Genomic DNA, 22,636 nt, shown 5'->3' with positions numbered 1-22,636 from the left:
GCCCACAACATTGTTTAAGGACGTGGTGATAGCGTTGGTTTACAGCCAATTCCGTGTTTTAACGGATAGAGAAATACGAAGAAAAAGCGGTGGATGATTTACTTGTCTACACGTGCTAAAGTACGGAGTACAGAGCATCCTGTGTTTTCCTCTGTTTCAGTGATTTGAAGTTTGTTTAAGGTGATGACAACCTGTGCTTCGCGGCAAAATAATTCACCCTCTTCATCCACGCACAGTTCTAGCGTGGTATCATCCACTGTATAGGTGCCGAGTTCGTTTTCCTGATCTGTGGTACCTGTGTTTTCTATGCGGTATTGCAGTCCAGTGGTGTCGGTTTCGAAAAAGTACCGAATACAGTTGCCTTCTGTACATTGTGGAGAAAAGCTGCCATTGTCAGCTTCGTCGGTACATCCGGATCGTTGAATGTTGACTACCTTCCATTCCCCCTGGATAGTTGCCAGTACCTCTTCAGTAGCGTCATCTTCTTTGCAGGCAAATAAGAGAGTGGTGAGTATCAATAGCGATAAAAATTGTTTCATGACCATCCTGTTTGTAATTACGTAAAGTTAGTCGTTATCCTGTGGATTTGGGAGATAATGGTCGAATTACCGGATGGAAAGTACCTTTTTAGGAACAGCATAGTTGATTCTCTCAGCTGACGTTTGTCAACGGATAAGGGTTTCCTCGCTATTATTAAGAAATAAAAAAAGCCAAAATCTCGGTGATCATGGCTTCTGATGTCTTTAGCTGGTAAAGAGTTTGAATCGGCTCTGACGCTTGTTGATGAACTTCCAGATGCTCTGGAATAAGTCATAAAACGCGTAGTGGAGGATGTTTGTGAGATTTGCTATGTGATTTGGCTTTTTCATGACACTGGCTTTTTATCTTATTCACCTTCTATAAATTTATTTATATAACATGGTGGAATACAAAAAAAATTCGGCGAACCGGAAAAAAATGAAAGTGAGCAGTGCAAGTGGTGTGTTGTATAAAATTAATTAATTGGCTAATTTCAGTCGTAATCATTTGCTAAAAGAACATTATGACCAAAGAATGTATGGAGTGTGGTCGTGAGATTTACGGGCGAGCTGATAAGCGCTTCTGTGGAGACGCGTGCCGCAGTGCTTATAACAACAAGCTGACTGGAGGCACCGACAAGCTCGTACGCTCTGTGAACCGAAAGCTACGAAAAAATCGTGAGATACTTTCTCGCCTCAACCCCGAGGGAAAAACGACCCTACATCGTGAACAGCTCCTGAAGGGTGGTTTCGATATGGAGTATGTGACCAATACATATACCACGAAAGATGGGCGTACCTATCGGTTTTGCTATGAGCAGGGCTATTTAGAATTAGATAAGGGGTTTGTGTTGCTGGTGCGTCGTGATCCACGCGACTGACATTGCTTTGGACGAATGTTAAAAAAATGTATCTTTAGTTACTGAATTAATTCATACCCGCATTAGTAATTAATTCATTAACGCCCCCTCCTTCAGTGAGGGGGTTTTTTATGGTTGAGCTATGAAAGCTAGAGTATACGAGGAAAGACTAACCGTAAGTAACGAGCATCTGGATGAGCTAGGCCATGTCAATAATGTAGTGTACCTGCAATGGATTCAGGACATAGCGAGGGCTCATTGGGAGCGATTGGCATCAGATGAGCTTAAAAGTGCTTATTTGTGGGTAGTGCTCAGTCATCACATTCGTTATCACAAGCCTGGTTTGCCCGGCGATGAATTACGACTGGTTACATTCGTTAAAGATACAGAGGGGGTGAGATCTGTTCGGCGCGTGGAGGTCTTTAAAAATGAGACTCTTCTGGTAGAGGCAGAAACAGAATGGTGTATGATTGATACTAAACGAAGGCGTCCCACACGTATTCCTGATGAAATTAAGCATTTATTTGCTCCATCTTCAGACGAAATCAAACAGAATGATTGATAGCCTGTTGTTCATGACAAACTTCATCGCTCACCATGACTAAACTATTTAAAATACTGGGGCTACTGGTACTTGTACTCTTTTTGAGCTTTACATTTTTAGGTGTTTCAGTTCACGAAAGCCTTCCTCAAGGTCAGCCAGGATTGCGTGCTGAACGTCTCGCAGATAGTTTGCTTTCAGCAGTGGGTTATGATGGATATCAAAACCTGGAAACGATACGTTGGAGTTATCCGCCAGGCCATCATTATGTTTGGGATAAGCAGCAGGATAGTGTACAGGTAAGTTGGGATGAATTTACAGTAATGCTGTCTACAGAATCAATTCGTGGTTACGCCTATCGGGGAGAGCGCCCATTGAGTGGAGAACAGTTAGACAAAGTGTTGTGGAAGGCCTGGGAATATTTTGCTAATGATTCGTTTTGGTTAGTGGCACCTTTTAAAGTGCGGGATCCGGGGACGTCTAGAAGTTATGTAGAGACCGACCGTGGACATGGATTGTTGGTGACATACAGTAGTGGGGGTGTAACTCCTGGTGATTCATACTTGTGGGTGCTAGATAAACATACCTATCGCCCTGTTGCCTGGCAAATGTGGGTAAGCATCATTCCTGTCGGAGGGGTGGAGTTTTCATGGGAAAATTGGCAGCAGTATGGTGAAGTGTGGTTTGCTGATCACCATTTAGGGCCTTTAGGTTTTACCTTGCAGGTAGAGGATTTAACGGTGGATTGAGAAGTAGGAGGATGCTGTAGTTGTTCATCGAATCTATTTTGTAATTCATTGGATTTGTGATTAAATTCTCTGTCCTAATTTTTACTAACCGCCCAAAACAATGAAAACCTTATCACCCCTTGCAGTGGTACTGCTACTTATCCTTAGTGGCTGTACTGACCAATCCGAAGACATTCAACCTGTAAAATCTGAAACTACTGGAGCCTATAACTCAGGGTATGCTGATGGTGATGCTGATGGCTACAACGATGGTTATTAGCTAGTTAGCCTGAGATTTCATTGATCTAATAAAATTCGATAGATTTACTTACCGCTGTGAGACTGACCTGGGAGGATATTCTCCCCTGATACAAGAGGAAGTATACTATGCATAGAGTAAAAGTGCTGGTTGTTGAAGACGAATTTATTGTGGCCGAAGAAATCGCTCAGGTTCTCGATCAGCATGAGTTCGAAGTGGTAGGTAAAGCTGCAAATGCCGAGGAGGCACTTACGCTGGCGCGTCTCATGGAGCCAGATATTGCGCTTTGTGATATCAACATCAATGGTGATAAAGATGGAATACAGCTGGCTGCAGAGCTCAAGCAGATTTCCAATGTTGCGGTCATATTCCTCACCGCTTTTGATGATTCAGAATATTTGGAGCGTGCCTCCAGCGTTGAACCTGCAGCCTACATTGTGAAGCCCTTCGAGGCCCGTAACCTTGTGGTGGCCATCAAGCTTGCCTTCAAAAAACTGGATCAGCAGCAAGAAGAACCTGATGGTGCTTACTTTGTCAATGATCGCATTTTTATTCGTGAGGGGCATCGGTTCAACAAGCTTTTGATAAGCGATATTGCTTATGTAGAAGCACTCGGAAGCTATTGCGATATCTACACTTCAGACAAGAAAATCACCCTTACCCTAAACCTTAAACATTTCATGTCACGTCTCAACCACCCCAAATTCATTCGGGTGCACCGATCCTATCTGGTGAATGTAGACGCCATCGATTCTTTCGAAGGAAATGTGATATACATAGGCATGCAGGAAATACCAATAAGCGCCTCTCAGAAGGAAAGCTTTATGAAGCTCATCAAAACGATTTGAGGCGCTAACCTTGTTCTTAACCTCCATTTTTCATCTCGTCCAATTTCGCCTCCCTATTCATGAGGGTGTTGAGGAAATTGTAAAAACAGGCCTTAAAGAGCGAGGCATTTTTCTGTTTCTTGAAAAAAAGAAAATTTTTTTGAGTAGAAGTTGAATTCTTCCTTCTCTTCTGTCTGTAAGCCTTAGAAGGCTTTGTTGTGTTTGATTGCATCTAGTATGGAGTGGCCACTTCTATGCACTAATTGTAAACTCAAAAAAGCTCACGCTCATGATGAATAGACTATCAGATCTAATGATGTAGAATTTTAAACCAAACCTATGATGATGAAGAAAGTAATACTGTCATGCCTTAGTATACTTTTATGTTTTGGACTAGTGAGAGCCCAAGGCCCCTACGAAGAGTCTCTTACAATACCTGTCTACGACCCCAACAACAGCGAGATGGGGATGATCACTTCGCCAGCCAATTTTAGCTCGGTTATAAGTGATACCAACAAGCGGATCTTTTTTATTCAACCCGGAGATTATACGAGTCTGGGGACCACAGCGCTAACTGGTGATGGGACCTCTAGCAACCCCCGCTGGCTGATTTACTATGATCCCAACAACCCCACAGACTATACAACTCATCCGGTGGACATGGATCCTTCAGACTATGTCACCTTCGGTAGGCTAAATGTGGAAGGCGCCTATTGGCGATTGGACAGAATCAGAGCCATAGGTGACGAACCTACTCGAAATCCCAATATCTATTTGGTAGATGACCACATTGTGCTCAACCGTTGTTTGTTGGAGCATGGTGGCGGAGGTGCCGGCCAGATTAGTATGGGAGGAACTGGTTCTGGTAAAGGTCCCGCGGATTATTGCGTGGTACAGCATTGTGTGATTCGAAATACCCAAATATCCACAGGAGATGACAATCACGGAATCAAGTTTGATGTGGGAGAATACAACCGAATTGTGCATAATGAAATCTACAATTTTGCAGGAGATGGAATTCAGCTCGGGCCAAATCAGCCTTTCAAAGGAACGGTCATCTACGACAATGATATTTACATAGATCCTGCCAAATACAGCTCCAGTGTTTCAGAAATTCCTCATGAAAACGGGATAGACATCAAAAACGCTGGTGGCACTGGAAGTGGAGAACATGTGCTGATAAAGAACAACAGGTTTAGAAATCTCGGTAAAACCCCAGGGGGCACGAGCCCAAATACAGACCAGGGGGCCATAGATCATAGTAATGATGGTACAGATAAGAGCTACATTCTTATCGAAGACAATATCTTTTACGAATGTAGAGTGCCTATCAATACTAAAGGAGGCAAGCTTACTGATCATTATACCATCCGAAGAAATCTCATGTATAAAGCAGAAAGATTTGCTATCTGGATGCCAAAAAACACAGAGCACAACCATGATATCTACCTCAACACGGTGGTGGAAGTAGAAGCTCTAAATGGTGATCAGGAGTGGATGGAGTCCAGGGCTACCAGTACTCGCATCGTAGGTAATGTAATCATAGATGGTGGTGGCACTTTGAGTGACTCTCCTAGTGGTACGGTGTCAGATTACAATGCATTTTACAATAGCTCGGGGCATAGTTTCGAAGGAACCAACTCCATTAGCTATTCTACCGCTGCTGATGCCGATCAGACAGACTACTCGTTTACGATGGGAATGTTTACCGGCACCGTATCCCTTACAATACCCAATGCGGTACCTACCACCAGCTCGCCACACTATAACCTGACCAACGGCATAACCTTTGGCAATAACAGTGGCATTGGCTATGACAACAGCGATACTTATACTCAAAGTTGGGCAGGAGCACTATCTCCTAATGGCAACGGGGCCAATCCGGTGGTGTCCATTACAAGCCACAGCAATAACCAAACTGTGGATGGGACCATTACGCTTACTGCATCCGCTTCAGATCCTGATAATGACCTGGCCGGAGTACAATTTAAACTGGATGGGAGTGATTTGGGAGCAGAAGATACCGGATCACCTTATTCGATTAGTTGGAATACTACTACCGCCAGCGAAGGTGAACATACCCTGCAAGCAGTAGGCCGTGATGATAACGGAAACCTGGGATATTCTGCCACAATTACTGTGATCGTAGACAACCAAACAGATGTGGCCCCTACAGTGTCTATCACCTCTCCATCCAACAGCTCCACCGTAGAAGATAAAATTACTGTGACGGCTTCAGCAAGCGATAGTAATGGTGATTTGGTAGGCGTGCAGTTTAAACTCGATGGTGAAAACCTGGGAGATGAAGATACCTCTTATCCATATTCGGCATGCTGGGATACCAAATCCGTATCAAATGGCACTTATAGTCTTACGGCGGTAGCTCGAGATGCCACGGGCATGACCACTACCTCTTCAGCCATATCCGTCACAGTAGACAATCCTTTGCCTACGTGCGTGGTATTGCCCAATACAAATACCTGGACCAATACTGATCTGGGTAGTCAATCGGGAACCGTGGTGGTAGAATTTGATGTGATTCCTTATCAGTCTAATGTAAACAGTGAAATTGGTGTTTCGGATGGTAATGCTAGCTCCGCAAACGATGTAGCTGCAATGATTCGTTTTCAAAGTGGTAAAATTCATGCCAGAGATAATCAGGGCTATCCGTCAACACATATTACCTATATCGAAGATGAGACCTACCATATCAAAATGGTCATCGACGTGAGCAACCATACCTACGACGTATATGCCAATGCCGATGGAGATACTCCTACGCAGATAGGCACAGACAATGCTTTTCATAGCAACTCATCATCTATTACGAGTTTTGATAAATTGGCTGCCATACTCAAAAGTACAAGCACTGGCTATCAGGTAGATGTGTGTAACATTCAGGTGGACGGAAACGGGTCTAGCTCCTCAGCACCTACAGTCTCCATTACGTCTCCATCAAATAATTCTACGGTTTCTGGTACAATTTCCATAGATGCTTCAGCCTCTGATGTAGATGGTGATCTATCGGGAGTTCAGTTTAAGTTGAATGGAAGCAACCTGGGGTCCCAGGATACCTCTTCGCCATATAGCTATAGCTGGAATACCACCGGAGTGTCCAATGGTGTATATACACTTACAGCGGAAGCTTCCGATGCAGCTGGTAATACCACTACTTCGTCGAGTATCACCGTGACAGTGTCCAATGCCTCCGGAGGGAGCGCTCCTACAGTATCTGTGACAGCTCCGAGTCACAATGCCACGGTGTCCAATACTGTGACCATCAGTGCCTCAGCTTCTGATCCGGATAGTGATTTGGTGGGGGTGCAGTTTAAGCTAAACGGTAGCAACCTGGGCTCACAGGATACGTCTGCACCGTTTTCACTGAGCTGGGATTCCAACGGAGTTTCTAATGGGTCTCACACGATCACTGCCTTAGCTACCGATGCAGCAGGCAATTCGACTACTTCATCGAGCATTACTGTAAATGTCTCAAACTCCGGTGGAAGCTGTGAGACCTTGCCGAATAATAATAGCTACGTAAATACCAGTATAGCTACCCAAACGTCCAATTTCACTATAGAATTTGATGTGACTCCAAGTCATAATCTACATACTGAAATCGGTTTGTCTGATGGGAGCGTGAGTCATGAAAATGACGTAGCTGCAGTAGTTCGCTTCAAAAGTGGAAAGATTCATGCAAGAGATAATCAAGGTTGGCCTTCAACGAACATACCGTTCAGTGCTGGTGATACTTACCATATCAAAATGGTAGTAGACCTTACGAATCATACGTATGATGTCTTTGCCAATAAAACGGGAGATTCACCTTCTCAAATTGCCAATGACAATGATTTTCATAGCAATTCTTCATCGATCACTCAAATCGATAAGTTACCTGCTATTTTGAAGAGTACGAACTCTGGCTATGAAGTGGATGTTTGCAATATCTCTGTGAATAGCTCTAGCCGTCAGGGGAGTCTAGATTTGGTTAAGGATAAAAATGTGCAGACAACTGTAAATGTCTTCCCTAATCCAGTCACTAACCTACTCAAGATTAGTCAGGGAGGCGATGACCTCAGCGGGCAGTTTAGCATTCGCTCGATCAGCGGGGCGATAATGTCCGAGGGAGTGCTTTTTGGGAAACAACACCAGATCATCACCGAACACCTGCCAGCAGGAGTTTACCTCCTGGACATTAGACTTCAGGATGATACCTCTCAAATATTTAGAATTATTAAAGATTAGATTCTACTACTACCAAAATGAATCTCCTTCATACTTTATGGGGGAGATTTTTTTATCTCAACAATTGGGTTCCCCCAAATAGTGTGGGTTAAAGAACGTATTGAAATACTTAAACCCTTGACTTTTAGTTGATATAGGTGCGTGAAGCGCCCCTTGGTTAGATTCAGAAATATTTTCCTGCATTTTTTTGAGTAAAAATCAGCTGGCCATTCCTCTTATAAGTGTATTGGGCTTCAAACCTGATTGCATCACGAGTCATCAACGATTTAACTCGGATAGACACTGCAAACTAATAGGCAAGTAACCTGCCTAATGTTGCTTTTCTCTTGGCTCCCGGCTTCTCTATGCGGGGATCAATCGTCGTTGTTTGTTCATCGTCCTGCTGTAAATCGAAGGTGACCCTTAAAGAAACACAAATGAAGAATTGGTACAGCATAGTGACTCTTCTGGTAATTGCACTTTCTGCTCATGGGCAAAACCCTTACGAATACCTTTGCGATATTCCGCAGTATGACCCCAGTGATACCACCATGGTGTTGATACAATCGAATGAGGACTGGAGCACCATCAACGATGAAAACAAGTCGTATTTTTTTGTAGCTCCCGGTGATTATACCGCTCTCGGGATGATCAAGATTACAACTTCCGGAAGTGCCAGCAACCCCAAATGGCTGGTGTATTATAATCCTGAAAACCCTTCGGATACCACTACACATCCAGTAGCTATGGAGCGCGAAAAGCGTGCAGAGTTTGAGAGAATCAAAATTGACGGTAGCCACTGGATCGTGGATCGACTCTATGGTACGGCTACAGAAGGGTCCAAAAACCCTACATTGGAGCTAATTCAGTCAAATATAGTGATCAATAGAGTCCTTTGTGAAGGAGGGGGTGGAGGTGCCGGTCAGGTGGCTATCCAGGGTTCTGAAATTGTGATTCAAAACAGCGTGTTGCGAAACACACAAATAATCCCCAACAACGACATTCACTCCATCAAAGCAAGCGAGGGAGTAGACGTTCGTATTGTCAACAATGAGATTTACAATTTTGCAGGAGATGGCGTACAGCTGGGAGATAAAACAGAAACATTTAAGGGGATGGTTATCTATAATAATGATTTCTATATCGATCCAGCTTTGTACCCTGAAGAGGTAGAAGAAATCCCTCATGAAAATGCAATAGATATCAAGCAAGCGGGAGTACCGGGTACAGAGCACAACTATGTGCTGATCAAAAACAACCGTTTTAGAAACATAGCACATACTCCAGGTGGTACCAGCCCCAATCCTGATCAGGGCACCATCGATTTTAGCAATAAAAACGAACTCAAAACTCATGTGCTGGTAGAGGGCAACGTCTTCTATAATTGTAAGATTCCTTTTGATACCAAAGGTGGAGGAGCCATGAGCAATTTCACTTTTACCAAAAACCTGGTATACAATGCTACACGATTTGGGGTTTGGCTTACCGGAGAGGTGTCTGGGCATGAAGTCACCTACAATACCATCATCGGTGTCAGTGCATTTAACGGCGATAGAAAGTGGATAGAGACAGAAAGTACTGAACTAGAGCTATATGGCAACCTGGTAGTGAATGGCGGTGGCAATGCCCTGCCTGCAGGAGGCTATGAAGCTGATTACAACGTGTATTACAATACCACTGCCACACCCGAAGAAGGCACCCATTCAGTGCTCTTAGACAGTTACGATGCAAAAGACTTTGAGGACTTCTGTTATACGTTCAAAATGCATACAAGCACTGATACGCTTTGCATACCTCAGGCATGTCCCAAGCAGACTGCTGCATTTTGTTATCTACCAGCAGGGGTATATTTCGGTGCCAATCAGGGTATTGGCGTTAGCGATCAACCGTACAATCAGGATTGGTGCGGAGCACTATATCCAGCCCCGGTGACGGGGTTCCCACAGGTGGGATTTACAAGTGTAGCTCCAAACGACACTGTGAGTGGTATGGTATCCCTGGCATTGACTGCAGAGGATGCTGATGACGACCTGCAATCCATACAGCTATACCTGAATGGTGAGGAGCTAGGTGCCGAACTTGGTTTTCCCTATACCTACGACTGGGACACCCAGGAGCTGAATGATGGCTGGTACCACCTGAAAGCCAAAGCTCTGGATCAAAAAGGTAATAGTAGCTATACCCAAACGGTTAAGGTCTTTGTAGACAATGTGCCTGAGGCCGCTCCGACAATCACACTGGATTATCCAAACTCAGGCGACACTTTGGCAAATGACGTTACACTTGTAGCCAGCGCTACAGACACAGATGACAATCTGGTAGGAGTTCGATTTTTTGTGGCTGGTAAGCCGCTAGGGATGGAAAGGTTCGTTGAGCCTTTTGAGCGGATTTGGTACACCCACACGGTAACCGATGGAGCGTACACTCTGTGGGCTGAAGCCCGTGATATGGCAGGTAATCTGGTGAAAACAGAAGAAATAGAGGTCGTTGTGGACAACTCTTACCCTCCACAAGTAAATCTTTCCAGCATTCAAAATGATTCCGTGCTTACGGGCAAAGTAACGCTGGAGGCGGATACCTACGATAAAGACAATGACCTGGTGAGCGTTTCATTTATTGCTGGAGATGATACCATAGGTACCGCCTATGAGCCACCTTATAGTTGGCAGTGGGATACGGCGCTGTTTCCAAATGGCGAGTATAAACTCATAGCTGTAGCCACCGATGCAGATGGTAACCAGGTGCCCTCCAGGGCGTTCTATGTAACTGTGTACAATGAAATCATTCTCCGTCCTAATGGTTGGGTGGCAGATATATCTATTGTGCCCAACCCAGTGCGCAATTCATTTATACTACACATCAAGGATTCAAACAGTCCAGTTTGGTATACGCTTTACACCCCTTCCGGACAGATTATTCAAAAAGGTAAACATGACTTACTGCAGCCTATAGACATGAGGAGGGTAGGCGCTGGGCTATATCTATTGGATCTAAAAACCCAAAATGGGATACGCCACACAGTGAGAGTATTGAAAATTGATTAGGAACGCGACTTAATACAGCATGAAAATATATAGAAATAGTAAACAAATGGTAGCGATGCTTTTGATGCTAAGCATCTGGGTAGGAGGGTGTTCGTCAGGAGAAAATGATCCAGCGAGCGCTCCAGAAAAGATTAGTCGGACCGCCAACCTGGTGGGGTATGTGCCTGATTACTCCGCTGGCCCCTCATCGGTGTTGATCAGGAATAACGCAGATTGGAAACGCATCAATGATGAAAATGCACGCTTCTTTTTTGTTGCACCTGGAGATTATACGAGCCTCGGTGAGATTGTATTGTCAGCCAGTGGTACGGCAGAGGACCCTCGATGGGTGGTCTTTTATGATCCCGAGACTGAGCGTGTATATCCGGAGCATCCGGTAAAACTCACCAAAGAAGAGCGCGCCACTGTGAGACAGCTCACTGTAGATGGCAACCACTGGCGTATCGTAGGTCTGTACGGAGAAGGCTATAAAAACCAGCACCGGACTCATATCATTAGGCTAAATGGGGATTACAATGAAGTGAACGCTGTGCTGACCGAGTATGGCAGCCACGGTGGAGGACAGATCGAGCTGCATGGAGCTTACAATGTGGTGAAAAACAGTGTGCTGCGCAATACCATGATCACGCCAGGTAGAGACAATCATGGGATCGTTTTTGCAAACAAGTCCGACTATTCTACCGTGATGGGCTGCGAGATATACAATTGTGCTGGAGATGCCATCCAGGTACACCCATCAGATGATGCACATCGTGGATGTGTCATTCAAGACAATGATATCTATGTAGACGCTTCCAGGTATTTCGAAAAACTGGATTTTTTTCCACACGAAAATGGCGTGGACTTTAAAGATGGAGGGGCAGCCGATCCTGGGGACTGGATACGTGTGCAAGGTAATCGATTTGCCTGGATAGGGTCTTCTGACGGAGGTACTGGGGGATCGCCAGGGGCAATAGATTTTAGCAATGCTTCCGGGCACAAGGCCTATATCAAATTTAGCGACAATGTGTTTTACGAGTGTGACCTGCCTTTCACCACAGCTACAGGTACTGGTGGAGGGTCGTCCAATCACCTCTCGGTAGTTCGAAATATTTTTTACAAGGCTGCCATTGCAGCCATCCGTCCTGTAACACAAAAGCAGTTTTCGCATGAGTATTATTTCAATACCATCGTGGATGTAGAAGAACCCGGCCTGTGGATAGAGTCAGAAGTGTGGAACAGCGATATCATGGGCAATCTGATTATCAATGGTCAAAATGCGGCAATAGAGCCGAACAAAGGCGTACATGCAGACCTAAATGTTTTTTACAACACCGAACTGCTTCCACTAGAAGGGGGCGGCAGTTGTGCCTATGACGTCTCTGATTTGCAATGGCTGGAAGACTACTGCTTTGAGTTTGCCAGGCTCACCGATCCGATCAATCTGTGCATAAAAAATATTGTGCCTACAGAAAAAGCACAGCACGTACGGCTCTTTGAAAATGCGGTAGTAGGACTCAACAAAGACCGAGGCGTAGACGATCAAATCCTACATCAACCCTGGGCAGGGGCTTTATCTCCAATCACAAAAGACATTAACTAATGGAAAAGCAATTTTTTAAAATTCGGACGTATCTTTTTTTATGGTGCCTGTTGAGTTTTGGGGGCTCATCCATCGGGCAGGTGGTTTCGCTCAATGGTCCGTGGGAGACAGGAATCAACCGAAACTATACCGAAACACTCACACTACCGGGAATTCCTACCACTGACACCCACAATCCCGCTCCGGGGAATGTGTGGTTCAAGCGCAAAGTGCAGCTGCCATCGGGCAAGTGGTCTCATGCTACGCTGCTGGTAAAAAGTGCGCTATACAGACCCAAAGTCTATATAGACGGCCAAAAGGTCGGTGAAGCAATTGGAGGCATGATGCCCATTTATTTCGATTTGAAAAGCCAGCAGGTGCGTCCTGGTAATGAAGTCACTCTGGAAATAGAGCTGGCTTCTTTGAGTAATGTGCCAGATGACGATCCTGCAAAGCCATCACCAGCAGATCTGTGGCGGTCGTCACAGGCCTCGTGGGTGCGTGATGACTTGTCGCTGATTCTTTATAACCACTGGCGGGTAGACAGGCTTATCCCTTTTACAGATCTGGAGCAAAACAACGTACGCCTGGAGTGGGGCCTGGCTGCACGAGTAGAGGACTTGCCTCGGAGTATTGAGGTAGACCTGCTTAGTGCCGAAGGAAAAGTGCTTGCCAGCAAAGTAGAATCACCAGAAAACCTGAAAGGTACGTTGGTCCTGCCTTTACCTGAAGAGATGAAACTGTGGTCTCCGCTGGATCCCAATGTTTATAAAATCCGCATGCGGGTAATGCATGGCGAAGGCATTGCACACGAGAAAACGATCAACTACGCCCCTAAAACATTTGAAGTGTCGGCGGACAAAAGTCGCTTTTTACTCAATGGCAATACATGTACCCTGCGCGGTGGCAGTATTGTTTGGAACAGATTTGCCCGGGAGGCTGCCGCCAAAAACCTCATCGATGACCGAGAGTGGTTCTACCGAGCAGTGATCAAGCCCTTTAAGGATCACGGAGCTAACCTTCTTCGGTTTCACCTCTACCCACCACCAGAGTGGATGCTGGATATGTGTGATGAGTATGGTTTGCTCACTCAGCTGGAGGCCCAATACTTTCATGGGCGAGGTGGGTCAGATGAGACACTGCCGCCCTACTATGCCAAGCTGATGACCATGGCTGCTCAGCATCCGTCCACAGCGATCATACAGCTATACAATGAAACAGAGGAAGAGCTAGAACGCCAGATGTATCATTCTTACCTGGAGATTAGCGATGATTTTCCTTCCTATGTTATCGCCAATCACGACACCTACAATCTCCATCGCTACTGGTGGAGCATGTCCGAAAATGTTGCACTCTATGCCAACTCCTGGAAAGATTATGATCGACCTACGATTATAGATGAGTTTGGTGCCAACTACATGAACGAATACTGGGAAGTGAGTAGCTATCCTCGGGCGGCTCCTGGTTTTGATCGGTTTTTAAATAAAGGCCATACGCCAGCCATGCGTCAGAAAATGCAAGAATGGTCCTACGGTAAAATAGGTGAGTATTGGAGAAGAATAGGCATCCAGGGTGTAGCACCTTTTTGTACATTGGGACCCTATGAAGATGGAGGCAACTGGTACGTAGGCCCACTGGAAGAGGCTAACCTGAAGCCACTTTGGGATGCTCTGGCTCCCGTATTTTCGCCGCGTGCCGTGAGTATTGAGCTTTGGGATCGAAATTTTAGTCCGGGGCAAGAGGTAAACCTCCCGCTCTATGTATTTAATGAATACCATGAATCTGATAGCTTGGCGATTGAAATTCGCCTGAAAGATCTGGAAAATCAGGTGATTTCCCGTAGGCAGTTCAAGGTGTGGGCTGAAGCCTATAGCACAGTAGAGACTTTATCTTCAGTCACCATGCCCTCAGCACATGGTTCATATGTGCTGGAGGCCGAAATGATGAACCCCGTAGGCGGGGTGACTGTGCCTGTGGTATCGCGCTGGGATGTGAATGTACATCAGCTGGTAGTTCCAGCAGAACTCAAAAACGCTAAAATAGGAGTAAGTCCGGTAGATCATGAACTCAAGCAGGCGCTAGATCAGGTAGGACTCGATACCTATCCGATCGCTAGCAGATCTGTGGATGTGGTGGTGACTTCTTTCCATTCCTGGAACGCTATCAGTGCTGGAGACGAGGCATTGATGCAGGAGCTCGATAAAGCCATAACTAAAGGTAAAAAGGTGGTGATGCTAGATGTGGGGCCAAAGTTTCATGGTGAGAAATGCCCAGAGCCGGCAGCCATAGAAGGGCTGGATGGTCGCACCTATCCCGCACATACCATAGCCAAAGCAGATACCTCTAAAAACACCCTGCTGATTGCTAGTAGGCAGTTTTCGGATGAATTTGAAGCTCAGCGCAAACAAGATATCTGGACAGGTGATTTTCCTGGAGGTATTGGGTTGAGTATGAAATATGCTTTCGAACCTGAGAGTCATTTCCACCCCAGTGCCAATGGTGAAGCGCTGTGGCAGCATCTGGGTAGCCTGCAGCAAACCTGGCTGTGGAACGGCTTACGTGGAGGACTTACCGTCCCAGCGGTCAACCTGTTTATCAACGATCTGGATCAGGCCAGCTTCCTGGATTTTTGGGCCAAGCGCGGGGCAGATACCACACTGATCAAATCAGGCCCATACTACGCCTATGAGTTGGAGGGCTACTTTGGGTTTTCGTCTACCAATGACGATTTGTATGTGCTACAGGATTTGTACAAGCGAGTGCATTTTGTAGTAGAGGACCTGGTCTCGCTCAAAGGACTCCTCAATCCAGACAGTGATGCCAAAATTCAAGATATATCGGCCGTATACCAAAGCTTGCAAGGAAAGTCTGAAAAAATCGTACCAATGGTAATTGCCGGATACGGGCTCAACAAAACGCCTGTAATCATGGTGGAGTTTGATCACGGGGCACAGCTCATGGTATCCAATCTTTTTACTGCAGGGAGGCTGACATCTTCTCAGGATTCACCAGAGCTTTATGGCTATCGGTATGACCCGGTGGCACTTCAGTTTGTGCTTAATATGGCAGCTTACGGGTTGAATAACGGGGAGGCAGATGTGAAATAATCTAAGTGAAAAAGCGCCTTTGATGTTAGTATGAATTCCTTTAATTTAAAACGTTTTAGAATATGCAACTTTCCCCAATCATCAGCCAAAGTAGGGACTGTAATATGATCGGAACACCCCAAGAGACTACAGAAGCCCAATTGTGGATGGCCTTTCAGGCCGGAGATCGGGCTGCATTCGAACAGATTTACAGTACCACCATAGGATTTCTTACCAACTATGCCATGCGTGTAGTTTCTGATAAGCAACTGGTACAGGATGCTATACAGGACATCTTTGTGGAGCTTTGGAACAAAAGAGAAAACCTGGGCAAAGTAAACTCGATTCGGTTTTACCTGATGAAAGCCGTGCGTCGAGATCTCATTCGCAAAAAAATCAAACAGGATAAAAATACTCCCATGGATTTGTTTCGCAGGTCGGTTACTGAATTTCAGCCGTCCTATGAGATGATGAAGGTAAAAGACGAAGAGTCCTCGGAGAAAATCCTCAAGATGAAAGCCATGATTGAGCAGCTCACGCCCAGGCAGAAGGAAGTGCTCTACCTAAAGTATTTTTCTAACCTGACGAATAATGAGATTGCAGAGATCCTGGAAATCAATGTGCAATCTGTGTACAATAACATCTACCGGGCACTGGAAGTACTTCGTGACAAGATGCACGTATTTGTGCCGTGGTATCTACTAGAGGTATGTGAGCCTTTTGGCTATTAGACCCGGTAGATTGATCGGGATAGAAACCTTTCGTATTTTATATAAACAAAACCAATAAGAGCTAGCCAAATCGGGGTTTTAGGAGTGTATGAACTGGTGCTTGAAAAAAGTTAAAATTTTTTGAGTAGAAAACATTCCGATAAGCCTCTTACTATTAACAAGGATTAAAATGGATAATAAAAAATATACCGTCGAAGAATTACTTAATGATGACTCCTTCATCGCTTTTTTGATGGACGCTGAGTCTCCGGAGGGTATGGAGTGGAAAAACCGAATAGCCGATAATGAAGAGTTGGCTGGAGAGGTGGCAGAAGCCCGGGCGGTAGTGGATTCACTAAACTATCAGGATTTGAGCTTTAGCAAAGCTGAGGAGGATCAGCTTTGGGATAAAATAGCGGCACGCACCGTAGATTCGAGTACTACAGAGATAGAGAAGAGCGGAGCTTCATGGAAATGGTTAAAAATAGCCGCAGCGCTTATACCTATAGTCATGGCTTCACTGTGGCTGATAGATCAGTTTCAAGCTGATGATCCAGTAGAACAGTTGAGTGAAGTAATGATCTCCAAAGAGTGCCTATATGGTAGAAAAATGATCGTTACCCTGCCCGATGGCAGCACCGTAAAACTAAACTCTGGAAGTACCATTAGTTACTATCAGGATTTCGAGAGAGATGTACGGTCTGTTTGGCTGCAAGGAGAGGCATTTTTTGATGTCAAGCGCAATCCAGATAAGCCGTTCGTCATCATTTCAGGAAATATTCGCACCCAGGTTTTGGGTACTTCTTTCAACATCAAGTCATATGAAGGTGAAGGTAAAGTAGATGTCACAGTGGCATCTGGTCTGGTGTCTGTTTCGCGCTATGACAAAAGCCAGTCAGATGACCTGCAGTGGGACAACATCTCCGGAGTGGTGCTCAACCCTTCCGAACTGGTGAGCTATGACAAAGAAGTAGATGAGTTTTCTGAAATCCAAACGGTAGATACTGATGAGATATTGGCCTGGAAGTCTGGCGTACTCGTGTTTAAAAAGGCACCATTTGATGAGATCGTCACACGTCTGGAGCGGTGGTATGGAGTAGAGTTCGAAATGGAAGAATCCATTTCGATACCAGATGGCTTCACGGGGAGGTTTGATAACAAATCTCTCAGAAGAGTACTGGAAGGAATAAGTTATACTTCAAAATTTGATTTCGAGATTGAAGGAAAAAAAGTGAAGATAATGAAGCAGTAGTATGAATAGAATAACAAGGCGTTTCACCCCCTTACGACTTGTTAACATTACTTAAAACGAATTACCAAATAACCTATGAGAATGATGAGAAGTGAACCCTGGAAGGCGGCTGTTATTTTATACAGGCGATTTGGAAGCATTCTTCCGATGATCATATTGATGTATTGCTCCCTTAGTTCAGCAATGGGGCAATCCAAAACCATGGATGAGGTTTTTGTAACCCTCAACGATAGTAATACCCAGCTCATTACGGTATTAAATAATATTGAATCACAAACAGGGTTCCAATTCCTGTATAATGAAGGTCTGCTGGATATCAATGAGTCTGTTTCGATAGCAGCTACCAGTCAGCCCGTAGGGTCGGTGCTGAGAGATTTGTCTAAGGAGTCGGGGCTTACCTTTAGAAGAGTCAATAATGACGTCTACGTAAGTGTAAAAGACGAAGAGCCGCAGGCCAGGCCACAAGTGCCCGAGGTACAAGACTCCTGGAAACTAAAAGGCCGAGTGACAGCCGAAGATAGCCCTGATGGCATACCAGGTGCTACGGTAGCTATAAAAGGTACGGGTAGGGGTACGGTCACAGATGTCTATGGCAACTATGTCTTGGAAGTTTCCAGAGGCGATGTGCTCACGATCTCTTATATCGGCTATAGCCCTCGTGAGATTCAGATTACTGACCAGACGATGTTGGATATAGATCTGGAAATGGACCTGAGCGAACTTCAGGAAGTGGTAGTGATCGGCTATGGTACCACACTCAAAAGCGACATGACTGGTTCTGTCGCCTCGGTAGGCAGCGAAGAGCTGACCGCTTTTCCAGCATCTGGTGTCACTCAGGCCCTGCAAGGAAGAGCTCCAGGCTTGTCGGTACAGTCCAACAACGGTGATCCAGGGGGCAATTTCAAAGTGCGTATACGTGGAGGTACTTCCATCAATGCGAGCAGTGATCCGCTCTATGTAGTAGATGGATTCCCTACAGGTTCTGCTCCTCCTGCAGAAGATATCGAATCCGTAGAGATACTCAAAGATGCCTCAGCAACAGCTATTTATGGTTCCCGGGGAGCCAACGGGGTGATAATGATTACCACAAAGCGTGGCAAAGACGGCAAAGCGAAGATCGATTTTAGGTCCTCTTACTCTGTGCAGTCTGAAATCAATAAGTTGGACCTGCTCAATGCCTCGGAATTTGCCGAATATATGAATGCTGTGGAAGCAAGTGCCGGCAGAGACCCGATGTTTGATGATCCCGCGTCACTGGGTGAGGGCACCGACTGGCAAGAGGAGATTTTGAGACCTGGAGCTATCCAAAACCATAGCCTTTCTATTTCGGGAGGAAACGACAATGTGAAGTATTACATATCAGGCATTTACTACGATCACAAAGGGATTATTCATAACTCGGATTTTAAACGCTACTCGGTCACCAGTAACCTGGACGTAAAAGCATCTGAAAGAGTCAATCTTGGATTGAACCTGTTTGTGCGCAGATCCGAGCAGGGAGCTATCAAGACTCAGGAAACGAGTAGCAGTGCTCACAATCAGGGAGTAGTAGGTGCAGCCTATAAGTTTTCACCTACACTGGATATCTACGATGAGAATGGTGACTTTACCCGCAGCATCATTGGAGATCCTAGTGACAACCCCTATGCATTAGCTACAGAGCGTCAGAGCAATACCGAGCAGGATCGGGTACAGCCCAATATCTATGCAGAAGTGAAACTACTCGAAGACCTTAAATTTCGAAGCAACGTAGGGGCCGTGATCTCTAACGAACGCCGGGGATACTACGTGCCAAGAAGCCTCATTCAGGGTGAAAGTCTAAATGGAGTAGCTGAACTAACCTTTCGAAGAAAAACCACGCTTCTAAACGAAAACTACTTTACGTATTCCAAAGATTTTGGGAATCACAACCTTTCTGTAGTAGCTGGATACTCTTTCCAGTCTTTTGATAACGAATACAGTTTTTCAAGCAACCAAACGTTTGTGAATGATGCAGGCATCTACTGGAACATGGGTGGAGGTACCAACCTTGTGATCCCTGGTTCATCACTACAGCGATCTGTGTTGAGTTCTTACTACGGCCGTCTAAACTACGGCTACAAAAGCAAGTACCTTCTCACGATCACCAACCGGTATGATGGAGCTTCCAACTTTGCCAAGAATAATAAATGGGCCTACTTCCCATCCGCAGCGCTTGGCTGGAATGTACACAACGAGTCATTTATGAACGATCTGTCTGTGATAAGCGAGCTGAAACTAAGAGCGAGCTATGGAGTCACCGGAAACCAGGCCATAGATCCTTATCAAACACTCGCTACGATAGAGGAAGTGCTCACAACCCAGCAGGGCAATATTGTTAATGCGATAGCTCCTGCCACCATTGCTAATAATGACCTTACCTGGGAAAGTACCAGTCAGGTGGATATTGGGGCTGATATTGGATTGTTCGAAGATCGCATTCTAATCACCACGGATTATTACAAAATGATCACTAGAGATTTGCTGTTCTCAGTACCACTTCCAGAGTACTCTGGGTTTAGCACAGTCCTGAAAAATGCAGGCAAGGTAGAAAATCGAGGTTTCGAGTTGGGGATCAATGCACGCAATCTTGTAGGGGCTTTTAGGTGGGATATGGATATAAACTTCTCAGTAAATAGAAATAAAATCCTGGAATTGAGCGACACGGTAGATGTTCTGTATAAAAACTCCCCAGGAGCTGTGCTGGGAGGTGAAAACCAAATCTTACGCGTGGGGCAGCCTGTAGGCATGTTTTATGGCTTTGTGTATGAAGGCGTACAGCAGGAAGGCGAAGAAGTGATATCTGGTGGCGAAGGAGTAGGTGGAGAGAAATTCAAAGACCTCAACAACGATGGTAAACTTTCTGCTGAGGATCGTACCATCATGGGAAATCCGAACCCTGATTTTATCTGGGGCTTCAACAATACGTTCACCTACAAAGGCTTTGACCTGAACATCTTCTTTCAAGGAACTCAGGGCAATGATATCGCTAACTATACACGATTTGAACTGGACGGGCTGATAGGAAAGAGCAATGCCACGGCAGCAATGAAACGCAGCTGGACACCTGAAAATACCAATACCGATGTGCCGGCAATCAAATCCAGGCCTGCACGATTTTCGTCCAGATGGATAGAAGACGGTAGCTATGTGCGTCTCAAGTCTGTAGCGCTGGGTTATAAGTTTCCTGCCTCAGTGGTGGAGCGCATGAAGCTACGGTCTTTTAGAGTCTATGTGAGTGGTCAAAACCTTTGGACCGCTACCAATTACACAGGAGTAGATCCTGAGGTAAGCTTCAGAAGTTCAGGTAAAGAGGCGTCTAACCGAAACCTGGGACTTGATTTTGCCAGTTACCCCATGGCCAAGTCATTTACCGTAGGTGTAAGCGTCGGATTTTAATTGTAATTATTGACCTCAATCATGATGAAAAATATAAATAAACTACTCATTGTACTGCTTTCCATCACGGCACTCAACTGCGCTGACCTGGAAGAAGATCCCATTGGCACACTTGCTCCTGATGGCTTTTTCAAAAGTCCTGAAGATGTAGAAATGGCCGTTTTTGGGGCCTACGGACTGATGACAAAGGAGTCATTCTGGGGACGAAAGCTATCGCTCACCATACAGCTCATGAGCGATATGTCGGATATCGGAAATCCTTCCACCTCGGCCCGGCGTGTAGAGATCAACGAATTTAGAGCGGATCCTGCCAATGGCATGGTCTCAGCTTTTTGGCCTACCTCGTATAAAATTGTAGCTGCTGCCAATAATGCCGTTTTTGGCGCTCAAATAATAGAGGCTGATCAGGAGATTAAGTTGGCGTTGGAAGCAGAAGGGCGCCTTGTAAGAGCCCTGGTATACTACCACCTCGTTCGTTTGTTTGGCGATATACCGTATGTTACAGACCAAACACCGGCCAACAGTCTGGAGTCTCTGAGCAAAACCAGTGAAGCGGAGGTATATCAAAATATCATTGCAGACCTGGAATTCGCCAAAGAACACCTGCCCATGACCTATCCGGGCAACATCCGGAGTAGGGCAACCAGCGGAAGCGCTCATACGCTTCTGGCTTCTGTGTACCTCACACTCCAAGACTGGCAAAATGCCTACGACAATGCCAAATGGGTAATTGATAACAAGGGCGAGTTGAACTACGATCTGGTTTCGGATTATCAGAATTTATTCAATTCTGCTCTTCAGGATGGTCAGGTAGAGACAGTGTTTTCGCTAGACTACCTCGGAATAGTGGTAGGCAAGGCTGGCATCAACGATGACTTTATGGGAGCCCTAAACGGCATCCGTGGTGCAGATAAAAATGGATGGGGCGTGAGTGTTCCGTCTATGAAAGCCTTCGAATCTTTTTCTGATGATGATTACCGCAAGTCAGTGACATTCGAGGTGGAAACCCTCATCGATGATTCTTTGGTTCACTACGAAGACTATCCTTTTGAGCAGCGCCCTCACTGTGCAAAGTATTTTAGAAACTATGGAAATGCACAAAATGAAGGACGTAAGACCGATAACAACTATGCGATGTTTAGATACGCGGAGGTGTTGCTGATAGCCGCGGAGGCACTCAACGAACTGAGCGGACCTACAGCCGAGGCTCAAGGCTATGTAAATGCCGTGCGAGCCAGAGCCCGCAATGGGAATGCCGTGCCGGCAGATGTAAGTGCCGTGGAAGCAGCCGATACCGAGTCTTTCCGAAATGCGGTTTTGGAAGAGCGCCGAATCGAGCTCGCCTTTGAATTTAAACGATGGTATGACATCAAACGAAGAAATTTGGGAGTAGAAGTCTTTACTGGTGCGGATGCACTGGAGCCTCAGCCTAATTTTGATCCGGCGGTACATTATTACCTTCCGCTGCCTCAGGATGAGCTAGACAGAAACCCCAACTTGTTGCCTCAAAATACAGGCTACTAGCAGAGAAATATCTTAACCTAATACATAACGCAAAGCTTGAATATTCACATTTGAGATCAGGATTGCTTTGCCCTTTTTTAAATAA

The 22,636-nt window shown here is 45.4% G+C and carries 15 protein-coding genes; 13 read left to right on the top strand and 2 right to left on the bottom strand.

Features of this window, described 5'->3' with window-relative positions:
- Nucleotides 1-98: 98 nt before the first annotated feature.
- A complete protein-coding gene (locus C7460_RS08295) occupies nt 99-539 on the bottom strand; it encodes a DUF5004 domain-containing protein (RefSeq protein WP_115867634.1) in 441 nt (146 codons plus the stop codon).
- A gap of 204 nt (nt 540-743) precedes the next feature.
- Entirely contained in the window at nt 744-869 is a 126-nt protein-coding gene (locus C7460_RS24365; protein ID WP_262511845.1) for a hypothetical protein, read from the bottom strand.
- Between the two features lie 173 nt (nt 870-1,042).
- Here C7460_RS24365 and C7460_RS08290 point away from each other — a divergent pair, with 173 nt between their 5' ends.
- From C7460_RS08290 to C7460_RS08230, 13 genes are all read left to right on the top strand, one after another.
- Nucleotides 1,043-1,399, top strand: a complete 357-nt coding sequence (locus C7460_RS08290) for a hypothetical protein (protein ID WP_115867633.1) — start codon at nt 1,043-1,045, stop codon at nt 1,397-1,399.
- Nucleotides 1,400-1,520: 121 nt separating this feature from the next.
- Complete coding sequence (locus C7460_RS08285) at nt 1,521-1,940, top strand: acyl-CoA thioesterase (protein WP_115867632.1); 420 nt, start codon at nt 1,521-1,523, stop codon at nt 1,938-1,940.
- 35 nt (nt 1,941-1,975) lie between these two features.
- Entirely contained in the window at nt 1,976-2,668 is a 693-nt protein-coding gene (locus C7460_RS08280) for a hypothetical protein (RefSeq protein WP_115867631.1), read from the top strand.
- A gap of 100 nt (nt 2,669-2,768) precedes the next feature.
- The gene (locus C7460_RS23695) at nt 2,769-2,927 is read left to right on the top strand and encodes a hypothetical protein (protein WP_170147937.1); all 159 of its coding nucleotides are present in this window, start codon (nt 2,769-2,771) and stop codon (nt 2,925-2,927) included.
- Between the two features lie 107 nt (nt 2,928-3,034).
- A complete protein-coding gene (locus C7460_RS08275; protein WP_115867630.1) occupies nt 3,035-3,754 on the top strand; it encodes a LytR/AlgR family response regulator transcription factor in 720 nt (239 codons plus the stop codon).
- A 324-nt stretch (nt 3,755-4,078) separates the two neighbouring features.
- Nucleotides 4,079-7,978: an Ig-like domain-containing protein gene (locus C7460_RS08265; RefSeq protein WP_221409478.1), complete on the top strand. Its 3,900-nt coding sequence runs from the start codon at nt 4,079-4,081 to the stop codon at nt 7,976-7,978.
- Between the two features lie 416 nt (nt 7,979-8,394).
- Nucleotides 8,395-11,001 (top strand): Ig-like domain-containing protein, encoded by a 2,607-nt coding sequence (locus C7460_RS08260; RefSeq protein WP_170147936.1) that lies wholly within the window; start codon nt 8,395-8,397, stop codon nt 10,999-11,001.
- A gap of 19 nt (nt 11,002-11,020) precedes the next feature.
- Nucleotides 11,021-12,583 (top strand): right-handed parallel beta-helix repeat-containing protein, encoded by a 1,563-nt coding sequence (locus tag C7460_RS08255; protein WP_115867626.1) that lies wholly within the window; start codon nt 11,021-11,023, stop codon nt 12,581-12,583.
- Nucleotides 12,583-15,669 carry a glycoside hydrolase family 2 protein gene (locus C7460_RS08250; protein ID WP_115867625.1) on the top strand — a complete coding sequence of 1,029 codons (3,087 nt, stop codon included), beginning with the start codon at nt 12,583-12,585 and terminating at the stop codon, nt 15,667-15,669. Before C7460_RS08255 ends, C7460_RS08250 begins: the two co-directional genes overlap by 1 nt.
- Before the next feature lie 104 nt (nt 15,670-15,773).
- Nucleotides 15,774-16,379, top strand: a complete 606-nt coding sequence (locus C7460_RS08245; RefSeq protein ID WP_221409477.1) for an RNA polymerase sigma factor — start codon at nt 15,774-15,776, stop codon at nt 16,377-16,379.
- A gap of 169 nt (nt 16,380-16,548) precedes the next feature.
- Nucleotides 16,549-17,610: a FecR family protein gene (locus C7460_RS08240; protein WP_115867623.1), complete on the top strand. Its 1,062-nt coding sequence runs from the start codon at nt 16,549-16,551 to the stop codon at nt 17,608-17,610.
- 81 nt (nt 17,611-17,691) lie between these two features.
- Nucleotides 17,692-21,027: a TonB-dependent receptor gene (locus C7460_RS08235; protein WP_245986250.1), complete on the top strand. Its 3,336-nt coding sequence runs from the start codon at nt 17,692-17,694 to the stop codon at nt 21,025-21,027.
- Nucleotides 21,028-21,048: 21 nt separating this feature from the next.
- Nucleotides 21,049-22,551 (top strand): RagB/SusD family nutrient uptake outer membrane protein, encoded by a 1,503-nt coding sequence (locus C7460_RS08230; protein ID WP_221409476.1) that lies wholly within the window; start codon nt 21,049-21,051, stop codon nt 22,549-22,551.
- Nucleotides 22,552-22,636 lie beyond the last annotated feature (85 nt).

Source organism: Marinoscillum furvescens DSM 4134 (assembly GCF_003386095.1).
Classification (GTDB): Bacteria; Bacteroidota; Bacteroidia; order Cytophagales; family Cyclobacteriaceae; genus Marinoscillum; species Marinoscillum furvescens.
The sequence above is the reverse complement of the archived record's forward strand: the minus strand, read 5'-3'. Positions and strand labels throughout refer to the sequence as shown.

Coding starts and splice junctions, on each gene's coding strand:
- C7460_RS08295 (WP_115867634.1), bottom strand. CDS start 539: ATGAAACAATTTTTATCGCTATTGATACTCACCACTCTCTTATTTGCC.
- C7460_RS24365 (WP_262511845.1), bottom strand. CDS start 869: ATGAAAAAGCCAAATCACATAGCAAATCTCACAAACATCCTCCACTAC.
- C7460_RS08290 (WP_115867633.1), top strand. CDS start 1,043: ATGACCAAAGAATGTATGGAGTGTGGTCGTGAGATTTACGGGCGAGCT.
- C7460_RS08285 (WP_115867632.1), top strand. CDS start 1,521: ATGAAAGCTAGAGTATACGAGGAAAGACTAACCGTAAGTAACGAGCAT.
- C7460_RS08280 (WP_115867631.1), top strand. CDS start 1,976: ATGACTAAACTATTTAAAATACTGGGGCTACTGGTACTTGTACTCTTT.
- C7460_RS23695 (WP_170147937.1), top strand. CDS start 2,769: ATGAAAACCTTATCACCCCTTGCAGTGGTACTGCTACTTATCCTTAGT.
- C7460_RS08275 (WP_115867630.1), top strand. CDS start 3,035: ATGCATAGAGTAAAAGTGCTGGTTGTTGAAGACGAATTTATTGTGGCC.
- C7460_RS08265 (WP_221409478.1), top strand. CDS start 4,079: ATGAAGAAAGTAATACTGTCATGCCTTAGTATACTTTTATGTTTTGGA.
- C7460_RS08260 (WP_170147936.1), top strand. CDS start 8,395: ATGAAGAATTGGTACAGCATAGTGACTCTTCTGGTAATTGCACTTTCT.
- C7460_RS08255 (WP_115867626.1), top strand. CDS start 11,021: ATGAAAATATATAGAAATAGTAAACAAATGGTAGCGATGCTTTTGATG.
- C7460_RS08250 (WP_115867625.1), top strand. CDS start 12,583: ATGGAAAAGCAATTTTTTAAAATTCGGACGTATCTTTTTTTATGGTGC.
- C7460_RS08245 (WP_221409477.1), top strand. CDS start 15,774: ATGATCGGAACACCCCAAGAGACTACAGAAGCCCAATTGTGGATGGCC.
- C7460_RS08240 (WP_115867623.1), top strand. CDS start 16,549: ATGGATAATAAAAAATATACCGTCGAAGAATTACTTAATGATGACTCC.
- C7460_RS08235 (WP_245986250.1), top strand. CDS start 17,692: ATGATGAGAAGTGAACCCTGGAAGGCGGCTGTTATTTTATACAGGCGA.
- C7460_RS08230 (WP_221409476.1), top strand. CDS start 21,049: ATGATGAAAAATATAAATAAACTACTCATTGTACTGCTTTCCATCACG.